We start from the raw sequence: 16618 nt of genomic DNA on the forward strand, positions 1-16618 counted from the left end.
CGCTCGCCTTACTGCACCTCTTTCTTCGGCTCGCGAATCTTGTACCAGGCCACATACAGCGCCGGTAAAAACAGCAGCGTCAGCAAGGTTGCGACGACGATCCCGCCGATCATCGCGTAGGCCATCGGCCCCCAGAACACTTCCCGTGCAATCGGGATCATCCCCAGGCTCGCCGCCGCAGCGGTCAGCAGGATCGGCCGTCGTCGGTGTTCGGTGGCTTGCACCACCGCATCCCACGGCGCATAGCCCTTCTGCTCGTACTCATCGATCTGGGTCACCAGGATTACCGAGTTGCGGATGATGATGCCGATCAACGCCAGTATCCCGAGGATCGCCACGAAGCCCATCGGCGTGCCGGTCGGCACCAGCGCGATCACCACACCGATCAGCCCCAGCGGCGCGACGCTGGCCACCAGGAACATCTTCTGGACGCTGTGCAACTGAATCATCAAGAAGGTCGCCATCAGGAACACCATCAACGGCACAACCTTGTTAATCGGCCCCTGGGCCTTGCTGCTCTCCTCCACCGTACCGCCGGTGGCGACCTTGTAGCCTACCGGCAATTTGGCGGCGAAAGCGTCAATGGACGGTTTGAGGACTGTCACCAGGTCCGTCGGCTGAATGTCATCGCGTATCGCCGCCTTGATGGTGATGGTCGGCTGGCGATCGCGACGCCACACCAGCGGCTGCTCCAGCTCGTAGCGCACCGTGGCGAACGCCAGCAGCGGAATCGACGTGCCGCTTGGCGTGACGATCTGCAGGTTCTGCAGGGTTTCCGGCGTCCCACGTTCGGAGTCCACCGCACGACCGACCACGTTGATCAGGTAAATGTCGTCGTCCACCTGAGTCACCGCCGTGCCGCTGACGATACTGTTCATCACGTTGGCCACGTCTTCGGACGACAAGCCGAGCTGCCGCGCCTTGTCCTGGGCAATGTCGATACGCAGCACTTTGCCCGGCTCGTTCCAGTCGTAGATGATCTCGCCGATGTGCTGATTTTTGTCCAGCTCAGTGGCCAGTTCAATGGCATGTTTGCGCACCTGATCGATGTCTTTGCCACTGACCCGATACTGGATCGGACGCCCGACCGGCGGCCCCATTTCCAGGGCCTGGACGTAGCCGCCAATGCCCACGAACTCGTTGCGCAAGCGTTCACGAATCTTCTGCATCATGGCTTCACGGGTCTTGCCTTTACTGACGATCACCAACTGCGCGTAGAACGGGTTTTGCAGTTGCTGGTCCAGCGGCAGGTAGAAACGGATCGCACCCTGGCCGATGTAGGTACTCCAGCGCACGATATCCGGATCATCCTTGAGGGACGCTTCGAGCAGATCGACTGCCCGCCGTGTTTCAGCGATGGAGGCGTTCTGCGGCAGGTTCAGGTCGACCAGGATTTCCGGCCGGTCCGAGGACGGGAAAAACTGGTTCTGCACAAAGCGCATGCCGACCACCGACAACCCGAACAACAGCACGGTGATGCCGATGGCCCACCAACGATTGCGCATGCACCACAGCAACCCGCCATTGAACGCTTTGCCGAGGCGCCCGGGCTCGCCTTCGTGGGGTTTCACGTTGGTGCTCAGAATGTGCACGCCGATCACCGGCGCAAACAATACCGCCACCACCCACGACACCAGCATCGCACAGGCAATCACCGCAAACAGCGTGTAGGTGTACTCACCCGCCGAGCTGCCGTTCAGGCCAATCGGTACGAAACCCGCCACCGTCACCAGCGTACCGGTGAGCATCGGGAACGCGGTGGAGGTATAGGCAAAGGTCGCGGCCTGTTCCTTGGTCTCGCCCATTTCCAGGCGCGTGACCATCATTTCCACGGTGATCATCGCATCGTCCACCAGCAGGCCGAGGGCAATGATCAGCGCGCCGAGGGAGATCCGCTGCATGGTGATGCCGCTGTACTCCATGAACACAAACACCATCGCCAGCACCAGCGGAATCGAGCACGCCACCACCAGTCCGGCCCGCATGCCAAGGCTGATGAAGCTGACCACCAGCACGATCACCACCGCTTCGAACAGCGCACTGGTAAAACCGCCGACGGCTTCTTCCACCACAACGGCCTGGTCGGAGACGTTGTGCACGCCGACACCCACCGGCAAGTCCGCGATCAGCTGGTTGATGCGCTCATGCAGCGCCTTGCCGAACGCCTGGACGTTACCGCCCTTCTGCATGGCGATCGCCAGGCCGATGGCCGGTTGACCGTTGAAGCGGAATTCCGGCGATGCCGGATCGACGTAGCCGCGGCTGATTTCAGCGATGTCGGCCAGACGGTAGAAACGGTCGTTGAGCTTGAGGTTGACCTCGGCCAGGTCTTTCTCGGACGTGAACTGCCCCGAGGTGCGTACCGAAATCCGCTCCGGCCCGGCCTCGATAACCCCCGCCGGGGTCACGGCGTTCTGCGTTTGCAGGCTCTGCACTACCTGGAGCTGATCGATGCCCAGCGCTGCGAGCTTGCGTGTGGAGATGTTCAGGTACAGCACTTCGTCCTGCTGGCCGACCATCTCGATCTTGCCCAACCCCGGCACACCGCGAATTTCCATGCGGGCCTGTTCCACGTAGTCGCGCAACTGACGCATCGTCAGGCCATCGGCGGTGAACGCATAGATCGAACCGAAGACGTCACCGAACTCGTCGTTGAAACCCGGCCCCTGCATGCCTTGGGGGAATTGGCCACGGATATCGTTGATCTTTTTGCGCACCTGATACCAGATTTCCGGGATATCGGCGGCCTTGGTGGTGTCGCGCAGGAACACGTAGACCGTCGATTCGCCGGGACGCGTGTAGCTTTTCACGTAATCGAGAGAATCAAGCTCTTCGAGTTTTTTCTCGATGCGGTCGGTGATCTGCTTGAGGGTCTCCTCCTGCGTCGCACCCGGCCATTTGCTCTGGATCACCATGGTCTTGATGGTGAACGAAGGGTCTTCTTCGCGCCCCAGGTTGATGTACGAGAACACACCCATCAGCAACGAGACGAACATCAGATACCAGATGAACGACTGATGCTTGAGGGCCCATTCCGAGAGATTGAAAGGCCCTTTCATTGACTGTCCTCGTCGAATTTCACGGGTTGTCCTGGCTTGAGACTGTTCACGCCGGCAGTGACTACCCGCTCGCCGTTCCTAACGCCGCCATCCAGTACCACGGTGTTGGCTGTGCGGCTGGTCACGCTGACGTTGCGAGGCGAGACGGTTTTTTTCTGTGCATCAATGACCCAGATCCGTGGCTTGCCATCGACCTCCTGCAACGCGGTGACAGGCAATTCGATGCGCGGTTTGACCGCCGATCTCAGCGTGACGCTGATGGCCGTGCCCAGGCGAAAACCTTCTGGCGTTTCGGCCAGGGTCAGGCGGGCGCGACGAGTGCGGGTGGCGCTTTCTGCCTGGGGTTCGATTTCGCGGATGATCGCGGTGGTGTTGGTGTTCGGGTCCAGTTGCCCGGCGACCAGGAACACGGTGTCGCTGGGCAGCTGGTCGACCAGGGTATCGGGCAGGTCGATCACCGCTTCCTTGATATCCGGTTGTGCCAGGGTCACCACTTGCTGCCCGGCCGTCACCACTTGCCCGGCCTCGGCGCTCCACGCCGTGACCACCGCTTTATGGTCGGCGCGCAATTCGGTGTAGCCCAGTTGGTCCTTGCTCTGCTCGACCGCGGCGCGGGCCTGATCAAGGGAAGCCTGGGTGGTTTTCAGGTCGGTGTTGGCCGAATCAAGCTGGGCCTGCGAGCCTACCCCGCGATCAAACAACGCTTGCTGCCGGCGGGCGGTGGCCTGCGCATTGATGAGTTGTGCTTGGATTTTTGCCAGGTCGCCCTCGGCCGAACGCAGTTGGTTCTGCTGGTCGGATGGATCGAGCGTGGCGAGCAGCGTACCCTTCTCGACCTCGGCCCCGACGTTGACATTACGACTGGCGATTCGTCCGCCCACACGGAACCCGGTATTGCTCTCGTAGCGCGCCTGGATACTGCCGGCGAAACGCCCCAGTTCCTCTTCGTTCAAGGCCTGAATCTTGATCGACAGCACCGGCCGTATCGGCTCCGGCGGTGGCTCGCTTTTGGAACAGGCGCTCAGCACCAGCCCAATGGACAACGCCCATAAAGGCTTCACGGCTTGGCCTCCCAACTCAGATCCTTGTAAGTATTTTCGGCGATTTCGACGACCATGCCCGGGTGCAGCAGTTGCCCGCCGGCGACAATGACTTTCTCCCCGCCCTTCAGTCCGTCTTTGATGATGACCTTGCCCGTCAGATAGCGGCCGACCGTGACCGAATGCAACTGGGCCTGACCCTTGTCGTCGACAATCCAGACGGCAGGTTCGCTGATGTTTTTGGTCAGGGCCGACCACGGCAACTCGATGACCGACTTACCCGATCCCTTGGCCGAGGCGCTCACCACCGAGCCCAGTTGCATGCCGTCGGGAAGGCTGTTGAGGCCGACCTTGACCTGTACGGTGCCTGACTCTGCCGACACTGACGGGGTGACTTCACGCACAGTACCGGTGGTTTTGATGGCCGGGTTGTCGAGCAGACTGACGACAATGGTTTGATCCTTCGGCTTCTCGCCCAACAGTGATTCATAGACGTTGAACACCGCATCGCGGTCGCCATCGCGGGCCAGGCTGAAGACTGGCATCGTCGCCTGCACCACTTGGCCGACTTCCGCCTGGCGGTCGGTAATAATCCCCGGCGCATCGGCGATCAGAGCCGTGTAGCTCAACTGATCCTTGGCATTGGCCAATTGCGCCTGGGCAGCGTTCAGCGCGCTCTGGCTGCTGCGCAAGGCAGCCTGGGCCGAGTCATACTCGCTCTGGCTGGTGTAGCCCTTGGGCAGGAGTTTTTGCTGGCGCACGAACGCCGCGGCGTTCTGTTTGACCAGCGCTTGCTGGGCGACCACTTGCGCCTGGGCCGAATCGACATTGGTCTGCAAATCCTTGGGATCGAGGCGAGCCAATACCTGCTTGGCAGTCACCCGGTCACCCACATCGACCGAGCGCTGGATGATCTTGCCGCCGACGCGGAAAGACAACTCGGTCTGTACCCGCGCCTGGATATCCCCGGTGAGCGTCACCGTAGCCGCGTAATCCGCCGGTTTGACGACTTGTATGAATACCCGTGGCAGGTATTCGGGAATGGGTTTTTTCTCTTCGCACGCGGTCAGCAACGTGATGACGCTCAAGGCCATTGCCACTTTCAATCCGGGAACCGCCATGCAAACTCCTTGGCCTATTCTGGTGTTTCAGAGACAACACGACTCTGAGCTTAGAACAGGGTTTGGCCTGCGCCACTGGGTTCGATATTTCCTTGAAAAGAACTGCCTCAGGTCAAAACACCACAACGTCACAAAGCTCCCTGCGAGCGGGTGTGGTATTCGCCAGGAAGAGGTCCTACAAATCCGTAGACTCTCGGATATTCTTGCGCCTGGCCGTCAGATGCCGCCGCCGATAAATTAGAGTACCGTCATGTTTACGTTTGTATGCCTGACCACTGAAAAATGAGGTACCGGCTCCGGGATTCAGTGAAGGCGCTGATGGCTCAAAAAATCCTGGCGACAATGGTGGCGCAGATGGCGCGACATCCATCGGCGCCATGGATGGACTTGGCGATCTTGGGCTGACGGTATTCGCTCTGCCTTTGTTCTCAACAAATTGTTTTAAAGCGGGAATCGTCTTGGTATCCCGTGCAGCCCAAAAACTCCCCATCCGTGCCGAAAGCGTCATGGCACCCAGCCCGAGCGTGATAAAACCAAAGACAGCGGCAGCCTCGGTGTCCTTGTTGATGGCCGCCACCGCTGCGCCTATCCCCGTTAAGGCTGCAAGCACGGTTGTGACTCCCGCGGTGGTCGAACCTAGGGCTCCCACCGTGTACTTGAGTGGCAACTGACCCGCTGCACCCCACTGCAAGGCATCCTTTGCCAACTGGTAGGGAATTGAAGGAGAGAGAACGATACGTGAGTTCCCCAGGCTGAATAGGCTTGTGATTAGCCGGGTAACACGCCCTGTCGGATCACTGAAATTCACCGGATCCCCCAAGCAATACGCATAAGGATTCAACCCACCCCGACCAAACGGGCTCAAGCTGTCCGGGCTGTTGAAGCGCATCAATACCGGGTTGAACGCCCGATGCCCATTGCCCAGCAAGTAATGCCCAGTAACGGGATCAATCACTTCGCCGTTAAAGCCCATAAGACTGCCGAGTCCGTTCTCGCGCCGGTGATGACCGTAGGGTGCAAAGGCTTGTGGCACAGGTCGATCAGCTTGATTGATCTGCAACACAGAACGTTGCTGATCCGTCGCCAGCAAGGAACTCTGCGAGTCAGCGCCCTCACGTCTTACTTGCGCCAGCAGTTGTGTGCTGCTCAGGAACACACTGTGGCTGGCCTGACCGTCCAGCTTGGTCACCAGATGCTCGCGGCAATAGAACCGCTGCGTTGTTTCCTCGCCAGCGGGCATACATCCGACAATTCGGTCCAGGGCATCATAGCGATAGCGGCACAACTCTGCTTTAAGCGAACTCATCAGGAAAACCTCCGATTGATGCGTTCAGCTTGCACCCATACAAGAGCGCAATCACCTAGCAGAACTACTAGTACTCGGTGCAAATCTGTCTCGCCAGTTTGCCGAGGCCGTGTAAGACGACTATTTTCCTTTACCCCGTAGGAAGGATCTTTTTTTCGAATTGCCCCTCCAAGGACGGACCGCTTTTGGCCAGACTCCCGGCCGACCACTCACAAGGAAGAGAAAAATGGCAGACGTGAAAGTGCCCCCGCCGATGAATCCGCAGGACATCGTCAAGTTGCTGGTGGCGTTGCGCAGGGCGTTGAAGGCCAGGGTGGCGTGAACCGACCGACCCACTGTGGGCGAGCCCGCTCGCGATGGCGGCGTACCAGCAAATATCAATGTCGACTGACACTCCCACATCGCGAGCAGGCTCGCTCCCACATGAAATGCGCGCACAAAAAAACGCCGACGCTGTATCAGCCGTCGGCGTTGGAAACCTTGAAGGGGTTTACCTCGCGAATCAGAACGCCGGCAGTACCGCGCCGCTGTACTTCTTCTCGATGAACGCTTTGACTTCCGGGCTGGTCAGGGCTTTGGCCAGTTTCTGGATGGCATCGCTGTTCTTGTTGTCCGGACGAGCCACCAGGTAGTTCACGTAAGGCGAATCAGCACCTTCAATGATCAGCGCGTCTTTGGCCGGGTTGAGGCCCGCTTCCAGTGCGTAGTTGGTGTTGATCATGTCCAGGTCGACCTGATCCAGCACACGCGGCAGCATGGCGGACTCAAGTTCCTTGAACTTGAAGTTGTGCGGGTTCTTGGCGATGTCTTTCGGGGTCGAGACGGCGTTTTTCGGGTCTTTCAACTCGATCAGGCCAGCCTTCTGCAGCAGGATCAGGGCACGGCCGCTGTTGCTGCCTTCGTTCGGGATAGCGATGGTCGCGCCGTCTTTCAGCTCAGCCAGGCTTTTGACTTTCTTCGAGTAGCCACCGAACGGTTCGACGTGAACGCCGATCACGGTTTCCAGGTGAGTGCCTTTGCCTTCGTTGAAGCTGTTCAGGTACGGCAGGGTCTGGAAGTAGTTGGCGTCCAGACGCTTCTGATCAACCTGTACGTTCGGCTGTACATAGTCGGTGAAAACCTTGATTTCCAGGTCCACACCTTCTTTGGCGAGGGTTGGCTTGATCAGCTCAAGGATTTCAGCGTGTGGGACCGGGGTTGCGGCAACCACCAATTTTTCGCCTGCCTGGGCCAGACCCGTGGTCAGGGCAGCCGCCAGTGCGGTGAACAACAGAACCTTTTTCATGCAGTGTCCTTATCGAAAATCACAGTCGCTTGTGGCGACGGCTATCAGTACGAGTGCCAGTGAAGTGCTATCGCTGGCGTGAAGCGGACAATACCGGGATTTTTTATTCCCGAACAATAACCTTTATTCAGCTTCATATTCCATTTTGTTCATACAGCGACCTAGAGCGTCTGCGTCAGGCTTTCCAGCAAGCGCTTGAGTGCCGCACGCTCGTCGACTGTGCCATTTTTGCTCATATAAACAATGCCTTGCTCAATTTCTTCCAACGAAACCGGTGCCTCTTGCAGGTTCAAATGCTCGGGCAAAATCTCCTCGCCGGTGCTCACCAACAGCGCAAAGTGAATGACGTTTTCCAGCTCACGGGTGTTGCCCGGCCAACGGTGTCGCTCCAGCGCTTGTTGCGCGGCTTCGCTGATCAGCGGCACCGGCAGATCCAGGCGCTGGCTGTAGATGCCGAGAAAGTATTCGGCGAGCGACAGGATATCGCCCACCCGCTCGCGCAGTGCCGGCAGTTCGAGCTGGCCTTCGCTGAGGTATCGATAGAGCCGCTCATGGAATTTGCCGGCGGCGACGGCCTGCGCCAGATCAATGCTGGTGGCCGCGACCAGACGCACATCCACCGGGCTCGGCTGATGGGCGCCGACGCGGGTCACTTCGTGGTTCTCCAACGCGGCGAGCAGTTTGATCTGGATCGGCAACGGCAAATCGCCGATCTCGTCCAGGTACAACGTGCCGCCGTTGGCCGAACCGAACCACCCGGCACGACTGCTCGCCGAGCCGCTATGGCTGCCCGCGGCATAACCGAACAACTCCGCATCGGCGTAAGTCGGGCTGATGGCTCCGCAATTGACCGAGACGAACAGCCCGCCGCGGTCACTGGCACGATGGATGTGCCGCGCCAGCAGTTCCTTGCCGGTGCCGGTTTCACCGCGAATCAACACTGAAATCGAACGCGGCGCCAGTTGCTCCAGCTCCTGGCGCAATTGCCGGGAGCGCGGATCGACGAACACCAACGCCTTGGCGCGGATGCTCAGGGGACTTTTTTCGGCGTCGGGAAACGTCAGCAATGGCTGACCGAAGGTTTCAAAACTCATGGCAGACTCCCGCCCAAAACCGCCGGGAGACGGGGGCGATTCTAAAAAAATAAAAGGTTCAAGCGCGGCGCAGGGCGTTATGTTCCATGCGGTTTTGCAGGCGATATAGGTAGGCAAATCCTTGCTCCCAACGCTGGTGGCCGGACTTCACGTTGATGTGCCCCGCACCTGCCAGGATCCCCGCTTCCGCGCCCCACTGACGCGCCAGCTCAAGAGCTCGTGGTGCGCTGACCGCACTGTCGTTGTCGGAGCTGACCACCTGACTCGGAAACGGCAGCAGATCCGTCGGAATCGGCGCGAAGTTGCGCAGGGCCGGCGCGCAGGCCGGGCGCTCGACGTCTGCCGGGGCCACCAGCAAAGCGCCGCGTACCTGACGCAAAAACTGCACCGGCGCGGTCGCCGCCCAATGGGCGACGGTAATGCAACCGAGGCTGTGGGCAATCAGGATCACCGGCGTGCTGTCGGCGGCAATCGCCTCGGCCAGCGCCGCGACCCAGTCCTCACGACGCGGCGTCAGCCAGTCGGCCTGCTCCACCCGTGCGCTGTTCGGCAGGCTGGTCTGCCAGTGGCTTTGCCAATGATCTTCTGGCGATCCTTGCCAGCCCGGCACAATCAGGTAGCGAATTGATTCGTTGCGCATGGGGGAGCTCTCCTGCCGCGTGTCTGTTCCCGGTCGAGTATAGGGAGGAGAGTTATATTCGTTAAGGAATAAGAAGCTATTTATTAAGACTAATATCGAATATATGGTTTTTTCAGGACATAAAAAAGGGGCCGCACCCTGCCAAGGAGACGGCCCCGGAAACTCAAAATCTGTCAGCGCTGATCAACAACTCTGGGAGCCGATCATTAGCTAAATCACTTATCCAATAAAGGAATATTTAATTTCTTTATTAGACCAAAATCACATATAACGATTAGCCGTCGACATCCCTGCTCGCATCACAAGCTAACGTCTCTTTGGGTCAAATTGATGACGATCGACTGAGCTTGAGTTTCCGGATGCATTGCTTAGACCTGTGCGGCACGTACCTGCTGCGGTTCGGCCGCTTCCTTGTGCTCAAACCGGTTGGCCCGGCCGAACGTGCCGATATCATTGAACCGCACGCCCATCTCGCGCATCACCTTGTGCCCCACCGGCACAGTCAATTGACGGATGTAGAACGGCTCCTTCACCACAAAGTGATGGATGCCGTGGCTACTGCCAAAATTGAAGCAGAACGCCTGTAACGGCCACAGCCACCACGCGTTCAGCACCTGGCACTGCTGCATCACGTTGCCCGGTTCCACGTCACCGTAGTAGTGCATGTTCGAGCTGATGAAGTGCAGGCAGAACGTGCGCAACACGTTCGGGCCGATGATCACCACCGCAGCGATATTGATCACCTGCATCACCGACAGGGTGGTCGCCGACCACTCGATTGGCGCGCCCAGCAAGTAGGCGATGCCATTCGCCGCATGAAAGCCGAGAAACACGTACCACGCGCCCCAATGCATCAGCGCCAGCGGCGCATAGACCTTCAAGGTGCGTTTAATGATGCTGAATTTGTGCGCCCAGGTTTTCGCCCGAAGCATGCGAATGAACGCCGACATGATGTTGTCGCCAATCATCAAAAACCGTGCAAAACCCCAAGGCTCGCCATTGGTGATCGCCCGTTCTTCCATGTCGGTCTCCGTACCGGAAACCTTGTGGTGGTTGAGGTGCAGGTGACGGCGAATCCACGGGTTGATCGTACTTGGCCGCGCCAGCCACACCAGGCCCATCATCAGGTTGTGCGGCACCCGCAGCTTGCGAAAGTACATGCTGTGAATCAGGTCGTGTTCCAGCTCGTGGGTCAGCGAGGCGAAAAACGCGTTGAGCAAAAGACACACCCACCACGCCATATGCCCGGTCATGTAGAGCGCCGCCGAACCGATCATGCCGGCCAATGCGAAGGCCAGAATGCCCGCGCCCATGGCGTCCTGATGCTTGAGAATCGGGTAACGCTCGCGCAACTCGACCCCTCTGGCCAGCACCACTTCGCGAATATGTGCTGATCGCTGGGCTGCATTCAGTCGCTGGGGACTTGCAGAAGTACGGTCCATGCTTCCATCCTCTGGTTATTGATGTTCGCATCCTGCCTGCTGCAACCGTGCACAGCGGTAGCCGTGAACGCCAACCTGTTGACCGGAAGCGCCAATCAGCATGACTGAACCGACCTCGCTCGCCAGCTGGACCCGCGCCTTGCGCAAGCAACTCGATGCCCTGGGCTTCGACAGCACCGCGCTGTGCCGGCAAGCCGGGCTCGACCCGCAACTGATGGACGACCCGAACGCGCGTTACCCGTTGTCCAGCACCACGCGCCTGTGGGAACTCGCGGTGCAGGTCAGCGGTGATCCGGCGATTGGCTTGCGGGTTTCTCGCTTCGTCAGTCCCACGACGTTTCATGCGCTCGGTTATGCGCTGGTTGCCAGCGGCAGTCTGCGCGAAGTGTTCGAGCGCATCGTGCGCTATCACCAGGTGGTCAGTGATGCGCTGGAACTGGAACTGACCCGCGCGGAAGACCGCTACCGCTTCCACTTGAAAATCCCGCCGGGCAATCCCGCTCCCGCTTACGAAGCCATCGATGCCTTCACCGCGATTTACGTGCGCACCTGCCGCAATCGCCTGGGCCGCGACTACGCCCCGCTGGCGGTGTACCTGCGTCGACCGGAACCGGCCGATCCGCATCAGTGGCACAAGGTGTTTCGCGCTCCGGTGTACTTCGCCAATGACGAGGACCGGATCGAGTTCGCCCTGGCTGATTTCGACAGCCACCTGGACGACGCCAACCCGGAACTGGCCGAGCACAACGAAACCGTGCTCAAGCGCACCCTGGCGCAGCTCAGGCCGATGACCTGGGAGCGCAAGGTTCGCGACGCCATCGAAGAACAATTGCCGGAAGGCGAGCCCAGCGCCGAACACATCGCCAAGGCCCTGCACCTGAGCCTGCGTAGCCTGCAACGGCACCTGGCGGACGAAGGCTGTCGGTTCGATACGCTGCTCAACGAAAGCCGCGAGAACCTGGCGCTATTGCACCTGCGCGATCCGCAGTGCTCGTTGAGCGAGATCAGTTATCTACTGGGGTTCGCCGATACCAGCAGCTTCAGCCGCGCGTTCAAGCGCTGGACCGGAATGACGCCGGGGCAGTTTCGGGATGGGTTGCGGTGATAGATCCTGAAAACAGGCTGCCTGGGCTGGCCTGATCGTGAGCAGGCTCGCTCCTGCATTGGCCAGCGTTAACAGTTAGATCGTAGCCAATGCCCGCAACCGCTCGGCATCCAGAATCTCGATCTCTGCATACCCCAGTTTCAAAATTCCCTGCCCCTGCAAATCCTTGAGAATCTGATTGGTGGTCTGGCGCGACAGCGACAGCATCGACGCCAATTGCTCCTGCGGCAATGGCAGGACGCGGCGTGGTTCGTCGAGTTCGCCATAACCTTCGGCGATCATCAGCAAGCGATGAGCCAACCGTGTCGAGGCCGGCATCAGGCTCAGTTGTTCGAGATTGATGAAAGTCATGCGCAGCTTCTGGCTCATCAACAACGCCAGTTGCCGCCAATGGATCGGCTGCTCATCGAGCAACGTCAGCAAAGCGTTTTGCGGTATGTGCAGCAAGGTGCATAGACCGGCGCCGACCGCATCGTGGGTGCGCGGCAGGCCATCGAACAGGCCGATTTCGCCGAACCAGTGCGGTGGTTCCACCAGGCCCAGCAACGCCTCTTTGCCTTGCTCGCTCACGGCACCGACGCGCACAGCGCCTTCCAGCACGGCATACAGGCCACACGGTGGATCACCCCGCTTGAACAAGCCCTGCCCCGGCGACAGGCGCCGCACCCTGGCGGCGGACAGCAGACTATCCTGTAGGGAAACAGGCAAATGGCTGAACCACTGACCACGCATCAGGCGTGGACGCCAAACCTGCATATCCATGAAAACTCCTAGAGATTGTCGCCTGGCTGACAGAGCGTGAAATGGCCCCGAGGCATGATCCGTCACCCTACAGGAGGAATAACAATGAAAAAAAGCCTCGTTGACCATCTCAGTCAATACGCCGCGTACCACCGTGACCCGCGCAACATCGCCACCCATTTCATCGGCATTCCGCTGATCGTGGTTGCCGTCGCCGTGCTGTTGTCTCGTCCGCAGTGGGCCGGGGGCTGGCTTTCACCGGCGGTGCTGGTGTCGTTGGCCAGCGCATGGTTTTACCTGCGTCTGGAATTGCGCCTCGGGGTGTTGATGACGGTGCTGTTGGGGCTGAGTGTCTGGGCGGGTCAGGTGCTGGCGCAGCAAAGCACGCTGGTCTGGTTGAGCAGCGGCGTGGCGATGTTTGTGATCGGTTGGGCAATCCAGTTTGTCGGGCATCACTACGAAGGGCGCAAACCGGCGTTCGTCGATGACGTGACGGGACTGATTGTGGGGCCGTTGTTTGTGGTGGCTGAGCTGGCGTTCTTGCTGGGGATGCGGCATGAACTCAAAGAGCAGATCGAGGCGCGGGCGGGGGGTGTTCGTTTGCGTCAGAAAAACGCTGCGGCGTAGGACGCCATCGCGAGCAGGCTCGCTTGTATGCTAGGACTTGAAGGGAGGAGGAGGGACAAGGCTCGATTCTGACTGTTAGCGCAGTACAGATCCGTGGGAGATTTCGCCCCTCCTCCTTTCACCCAAGCGCCGATAAAGAATGCATCTGGCTAGACCGACGATAGGAACAAGCCTGCGCCTCTGGGTGAGCCCTTCAAGTGCTCAAAACCATATCTCGGGGGATGTTTAATGGCAATGCCGGTTTCTGCTATCAAGCCAATCGTGGGCGTGGATGTCGCCAAGAGTGAGTTGATGATCTATCAGGCCGAACTGGATCTGCTTGAGACGCTTCCCAATAACAAGCCAGCCATCAAGAAATGGCTGAAAGCCTTGCTGGCACCGGTCGATATCGCTATTGAGTCGACCAATATCTATCACCTGGAGTTCGCCGACCTGGCCCATGAGGCCGGTTGCACCATTTACATGGTCGGTGGCTATGAACTGAGCCATTACCGCAAAGGTGTGAAAGTTCGCGCCAAAACTGACGCGCTGGATGCAAAGTTACTCGCTCGCTATCTGAAGAACGAGTATGAAGAGCTTCATCCATGGATTCCGCCATCGCCGTTGTACCGCTGCCTCTTGAGCCTTTTCCGCCGGCGCGCGGCGCTGGTTCAGGCGCGGGTTGGCTTGGTGCAGAGCTGGACAAATGAACCGCTGCTCAAAGCCGCTTTTGCCGAGCAAGTGGCCTCCATGCAGAGGCTTGAAGGGCTGGTCGAGAAAATGATCAACGACCGCCTGAAAGAAGCCGGCTTGCTTGCCCAGTTGAAGCGTTGCATGAAAGTCGAAGGTATCGGCTTTCTGACTGGTGCCCGCTTGATCGCGGCTTTTCAGCGAGGCGATTTCAGAAATGCAGATGCCTTCATCGCGTTTTTGGGGATGGATTTGCGGGTATCGCAGTCAGGACAAAAAGACGGTCGCCGCAGCCTGACCAAGCGCGGCGATCCGGAGGCGCGTCGGCTTTTGCACAACGCTGCCATGTCGGCCAGCCGCACAGCCGCCTGGAAAGGTTTTTACCAAGAACAAAGAGCTAAAGGGTTCAGTACTACGCAGGCACTGGTGATCTTGGCCCGTAAACTTGCCCGGATCGTATTTGCACTGCTGAAAGGGCAAGGTGAATACCAACCGAAAGCAGGTTGAAGGCTTCCCCTCAACCATAGAATCTCCCACAGGGGATGTGTGAAGGACACAAATCACTGTAGGAACGAGCTTGCTCCGGGCGACGATCCGACGAAGCTTGTGCTTTAGATGTTGGCGACTTTCTGCCAGACCTTCGGCTTGAAGAACAGCGTCTCGCCCTTGGCCAAACCAATCAGGCTATCGTGATCCTTCACCACTTCGGCTTCGATCAAATCGGTCTGGCCTTCAACCTTCAGCGTCACCCGCGTCGTCGCGCCCAGCGGACGAATATCGCGTACTTGCGCCGCGTGGTGATCGTCCAGTTCATGGCGCGACAACGACACCTCGTGCGGACGGAACAGCACGTGGTTGTCCTCGCCCAGATGCAGTCGGTTGGAGTCACCGAGGAAGTGATAAACGAAATCGCTGGCCGGGTTTTCGTAGACGTCACCCGGTGAACCGATCTGCTCGATCACACCCTTGTTCATCACCACGATACGGTCGGCGACTTCCATCGCTTCTTCCTGGTCGTGGGTCACGAATACCGAAGTCAGGTTGATGTCTTCGTGCAGGCGTGCCAACCAGCGGCGCAGCTCTTTACGGACCTTGGCGTCCAGGGCGCCGAAGGGTTCGTCGAGCAGCAGCACTTTCGGCTCAACCGCCAAGGCGCGGGCCAATGCGATCCGCTGACGCTGACCACCGGAGAGTTGTTCCGGGTAGCGATCCGACAACCAATCCAGCTGCACCATGTTCAGCAGTTCGTGGACTTTCTCTGCGATCCGGCCTTCGCTCGGGCGCTGGTTTTTCGGCTTCATGCGCAGGCCGAACGCGACGTTGTCGAACACCGTCATGTGGCGGAACAACGCGTAATGCTGGAACACGAACCCGACGTTGCGATCACGCACGTCGTGGCCGGAAACGTCTTCACCGTGGAACACGATGTTGCCCTGATCCGGGGTTTCCAGACCGGCGATGATCCGCAGCAGCGTGGTCTTGCCGCAGCCCGACGGGCCAAGCAGCGCCACGAGTTCGCCGCTCTGGATGTCCAGGCTGATGTTGTCCAGCGCCTTGAACGCATTGAAATTCTTGCTGACGTTACGCACTTCGATCGACATGAATTATTCCTCCGCGGCGCTGGCGCGCAGGCGGTTAATACGGTTTTCGCTCCACTGCTTAAGCAGCAGGATGAAGAGCGCCATGATCAGCAACAGGCTCGCTACCGCGAACGCGGCCACGTGGTTGTATTCGTTGTAGAGGATCTCGACGTGCAGCGGCAGCGTGTTGGTCACCCCGCGAATGTGCCCGGACACCACCGACACCGCACCGAACTCACCCATCGCCCGCGCGGTACACAGCACCACGCCGTAGATCAGGCCCCATTTGATGTTGGGTACGGTGACGTGCCAGAACATCTGCCAGCCATTGGCGCCGAGCAGGCGCGCAGCCTCTTCTTCCTGGGTGCCTTGTTCCTGCATCAGCGGGATCAGCTCGCGGGCCACAAACGGCACGGTGACGAAAATCGTCGCCAACACGATGCCCGGCAGGGCGAAGACGATCTGGATGTCGTGATCCTGCAACCACGGCCCGAACAGGCCCTGGGCGCCGAACATCAGTACATAGACCAGACCGGCGATCACCGGCGATACCGAGAACGGCAAGTCGATCAGCGTCACCAGCATGCTCTTGCCGCGGAACGAGTACTTGCTCACGCACCACGCGGCGCTGACGCCGAACACCAGGTTCAGCGGCACCGAAATCAGCACGGCGATGACCGTGAGTTTCAGCGCCGACAGTGCGTCGGGTTCGAAGATCGCGGTGAAAAACGCACCGAGGCCGAGCTTCAAGCCTTGGGACACCACAATGAACAGCGGCAGCAACAGGAACAGCGCAAAAATCAGCCAGCCAAGGCCGATCAGAATTCGTCGCGAAGTCGCACTGCCACGGCGGGCAGCGTTGGCCGAAGAGGCGGCAGCAATTGACGATTGGGACATGGATGCGCCTCC

14 protein-coding genes are annotated in these 16618 nt (G+C 59.3%); 3 read left to right on the forward strand and 11 right to left on the reverse strand.

Annotated elements, in window-relative coordinates:
- Positions 1-8 precede the first annotated feature (8 nt).
- From ACNYC6_RS12415 to ACNYC6_RS12450, 8 genes are all read right to left on the reverse strand, one after another.
- The gene (locus ACNYC6_RS12415; protein ID WP_419712533.1) at positions 9-3059 is read right to left on the reverse strand and encodes an efflux RND transporter permease subunit; all 3051 of its coding nucleotides are present in this window, start codon (positions 3057-3059) and stop codon (positions 9-11) included.
- Positions 3056-4120 carry an efflux RND transporter periplasmic adaptor subunit gene (locus ACNYC6_RS12420; protein ID WP_419712534.1) on the reverse strand — a complete coding sequence of 355 codons (1065 nt, stop codon included), beginning with the start codon at positions 4118-4120 and terminating at the stop codon, positions 3056-3058. Before ACNYC6_RS12420 ends, ACNYC6_RS12415 begins: the two co-directional genes overlap by 4 nt.
- On the reverse strand, positions 4117-5220 hold the full coding sequence (locus tag ACNYC6_RS12425) for an efflux RND transporter periplasmic adaptor subunit (protein WP_419712535.1): 1104 nt from the start codon (positions 5218-5220) through the stop codon (positions 4117-4119). The genes ACNYC6_RS12420 and ACNYC6_RS12425 overlap by 4 nt, the downstream gene beginning before the upstream one ends.
- A 175-nt stretch (positions 5221-5395) precedes the next feature.
- Positions 5396-6526 carry an RHS repeat-associated core domain-containing protein gene (locus ACNYC6_RS12430; RefSeq protein WP_419712536.1) on the reverse strand — a complete coding sequence of 377 codons (1131 nt, stop codon included), beginning with the start codon at positions 6524-6526 and terminating at the stop codon, positions 5396-5398.
- Between the two features lie 502 nt (positions 6527-7028).
- Positions 7029-7811, reverse strand: a complete 783-nt coding sequence (locus ACNYC6_RS12435; RefSeq protein WP_419712537.1) for a MetQ/NlpA family ABC transporter substrate-binding protein — start codon at positions 7809-7811, stop codon at positions 7029-7031.
- A gap of 161 nt (positions 7812-7972) precedes the next feature.
- A complete protein-coding gene (locus ACNYC6_RS12440; protein ID WP_419712538.1) occupies positions 7973-8905 on the reverse strand; it encodes a sigma 54-interacting transcriptional regulator in 933 nt (310 codons plus the stop codon).
- A 58-nt stretch (positions 8906-8963) separates the two neighbouring features.
- The gene (locus tag ACNYC6_RS12445; protein WP_419712539.1) at positions 8964-9545 is read right to left on the reverse strand and encodes an alpha/beta hydrolase; all 582 of its coding nucleotides are present in this window, start codon (positions 9543-9545) and stop codon (positions 8964-8966) included.
- A 368-nt stretch (positions 9546-9913) separates the two neighbouring features.
- Complete coding sequence (locus ACNYC6_RS12450) at positions 9914-10987, reverse strand: fatty acid desaturase (RefSeq protein ID WP_419712540.1); 1074 nt, start codon at positions 10985-10987, stop codon at positions 9914-9916.
- 100 nt (positions 10988-11087) lie between these two features.
- On the opposite strand from ACNYC6_RS12450, the gene ACNYC6_RS12455 reads away from it, so the two are divergent.
- Positions 11088-12092, forward strand: coding sequence for an AraC family transcriptional regulator (locus ACNYC6_RS12455; protein WP_419712541.1), 1005 nt, complete (start codon positions 11088-11090; stop codon positions 12090-12092).
- A gap of 75 nt (positions 12093-12167) precedes the next feature.
- Here the strand turns inward: ACNYC6_RS12455 and ACNYC6_RS12460 are convergent, their stop codons facing one another.
- On the reverse strand, positions 12168-12854 hold the full coding sequence (locus tag ACNYC6_RS12460) for a Crp/Fnr family transcriptional regulator (RefSeq protein WP_419712542.1): 687 nt from the start codon (positions 12852-12854) through the stop codon (positions 12168-12170).
- A gap of 84 nt (positions 12855-12938) precedes the next feature.
- Between ACNYC6_RS12460 and ACNYC6_RS12465 the strand changes: the two genes are divergently transcribed.
- Together ACNYC6_RS12465 and ACNYC6_RS12470 are read left to right on the forward strand one after the other, a co-directional pair.
- Entirely contained in the window at positions 12939-13460 is a 522-nt protein-coding gene (locus ACNYC6_RS12465) for a DUF962 domain-containing protein (RefSeq protein WP_419712543.1), read from the forward strand.
- A gap of 228 nt (positions 13461-13688) precedes the next feature.
- Positions 13689-14636 carry an IS110 family transposase gene (locus tag ACNYC6_RS12470; RefSeq protein WP_419708264.1) on the forward strand — a complete coding sequence of 316 codons (948 nt, stop codon included), beginning with the start codon at positions 13689-13691 and terminating at the stop codon, positions 14634-14636.
- Between the two features lie 104 nt (positions 14637-14740).
- Here ACNYC6_RS12470 and ACNYC6_RS12475 read toward each other — a convergent pair whose 3' ends face one another.
- Complete coding sequence (locus tag ACNYC6_RS12475; RefSeq protein ID WP_419712544.1) at positions 14741-15730, reverse strand: sulfate/molybdate ABC transporter ATP-binding protein; 990 nt, start codon at positions 15728-15730, stop codon at positions 14741-14743.
- Positions 15731-15733: 3 nt separating this feature from the next.
- Positions 15734-16606 carry a sulfate ABC transporter permease subunit CysW gene (cysW, locus tag ACNYC6_RS12480; RefSeq protein ID WP_027922271.1) on the reverse strand — a complete coding sequence of 291 codons (873 nt, stop codon included), beginning with the start codon at positions 16604-16606 and terminating at the stop codon, positions 15734-15736.
- Between the last annotated feature and the right edge of the window lie 12 nt (positions 16607-16618).

This window comes from Pseudomonas sp. NFX224 (assembly GCF_048565165.1).
In the GTDB taxonomy this organism is placed as follows: domain Bacteria; phylum Pseudomonadota; class Gammaproteobacteria; order Pseudomonadales; family Pseudomonadaceae; genus Aquipseudomonas.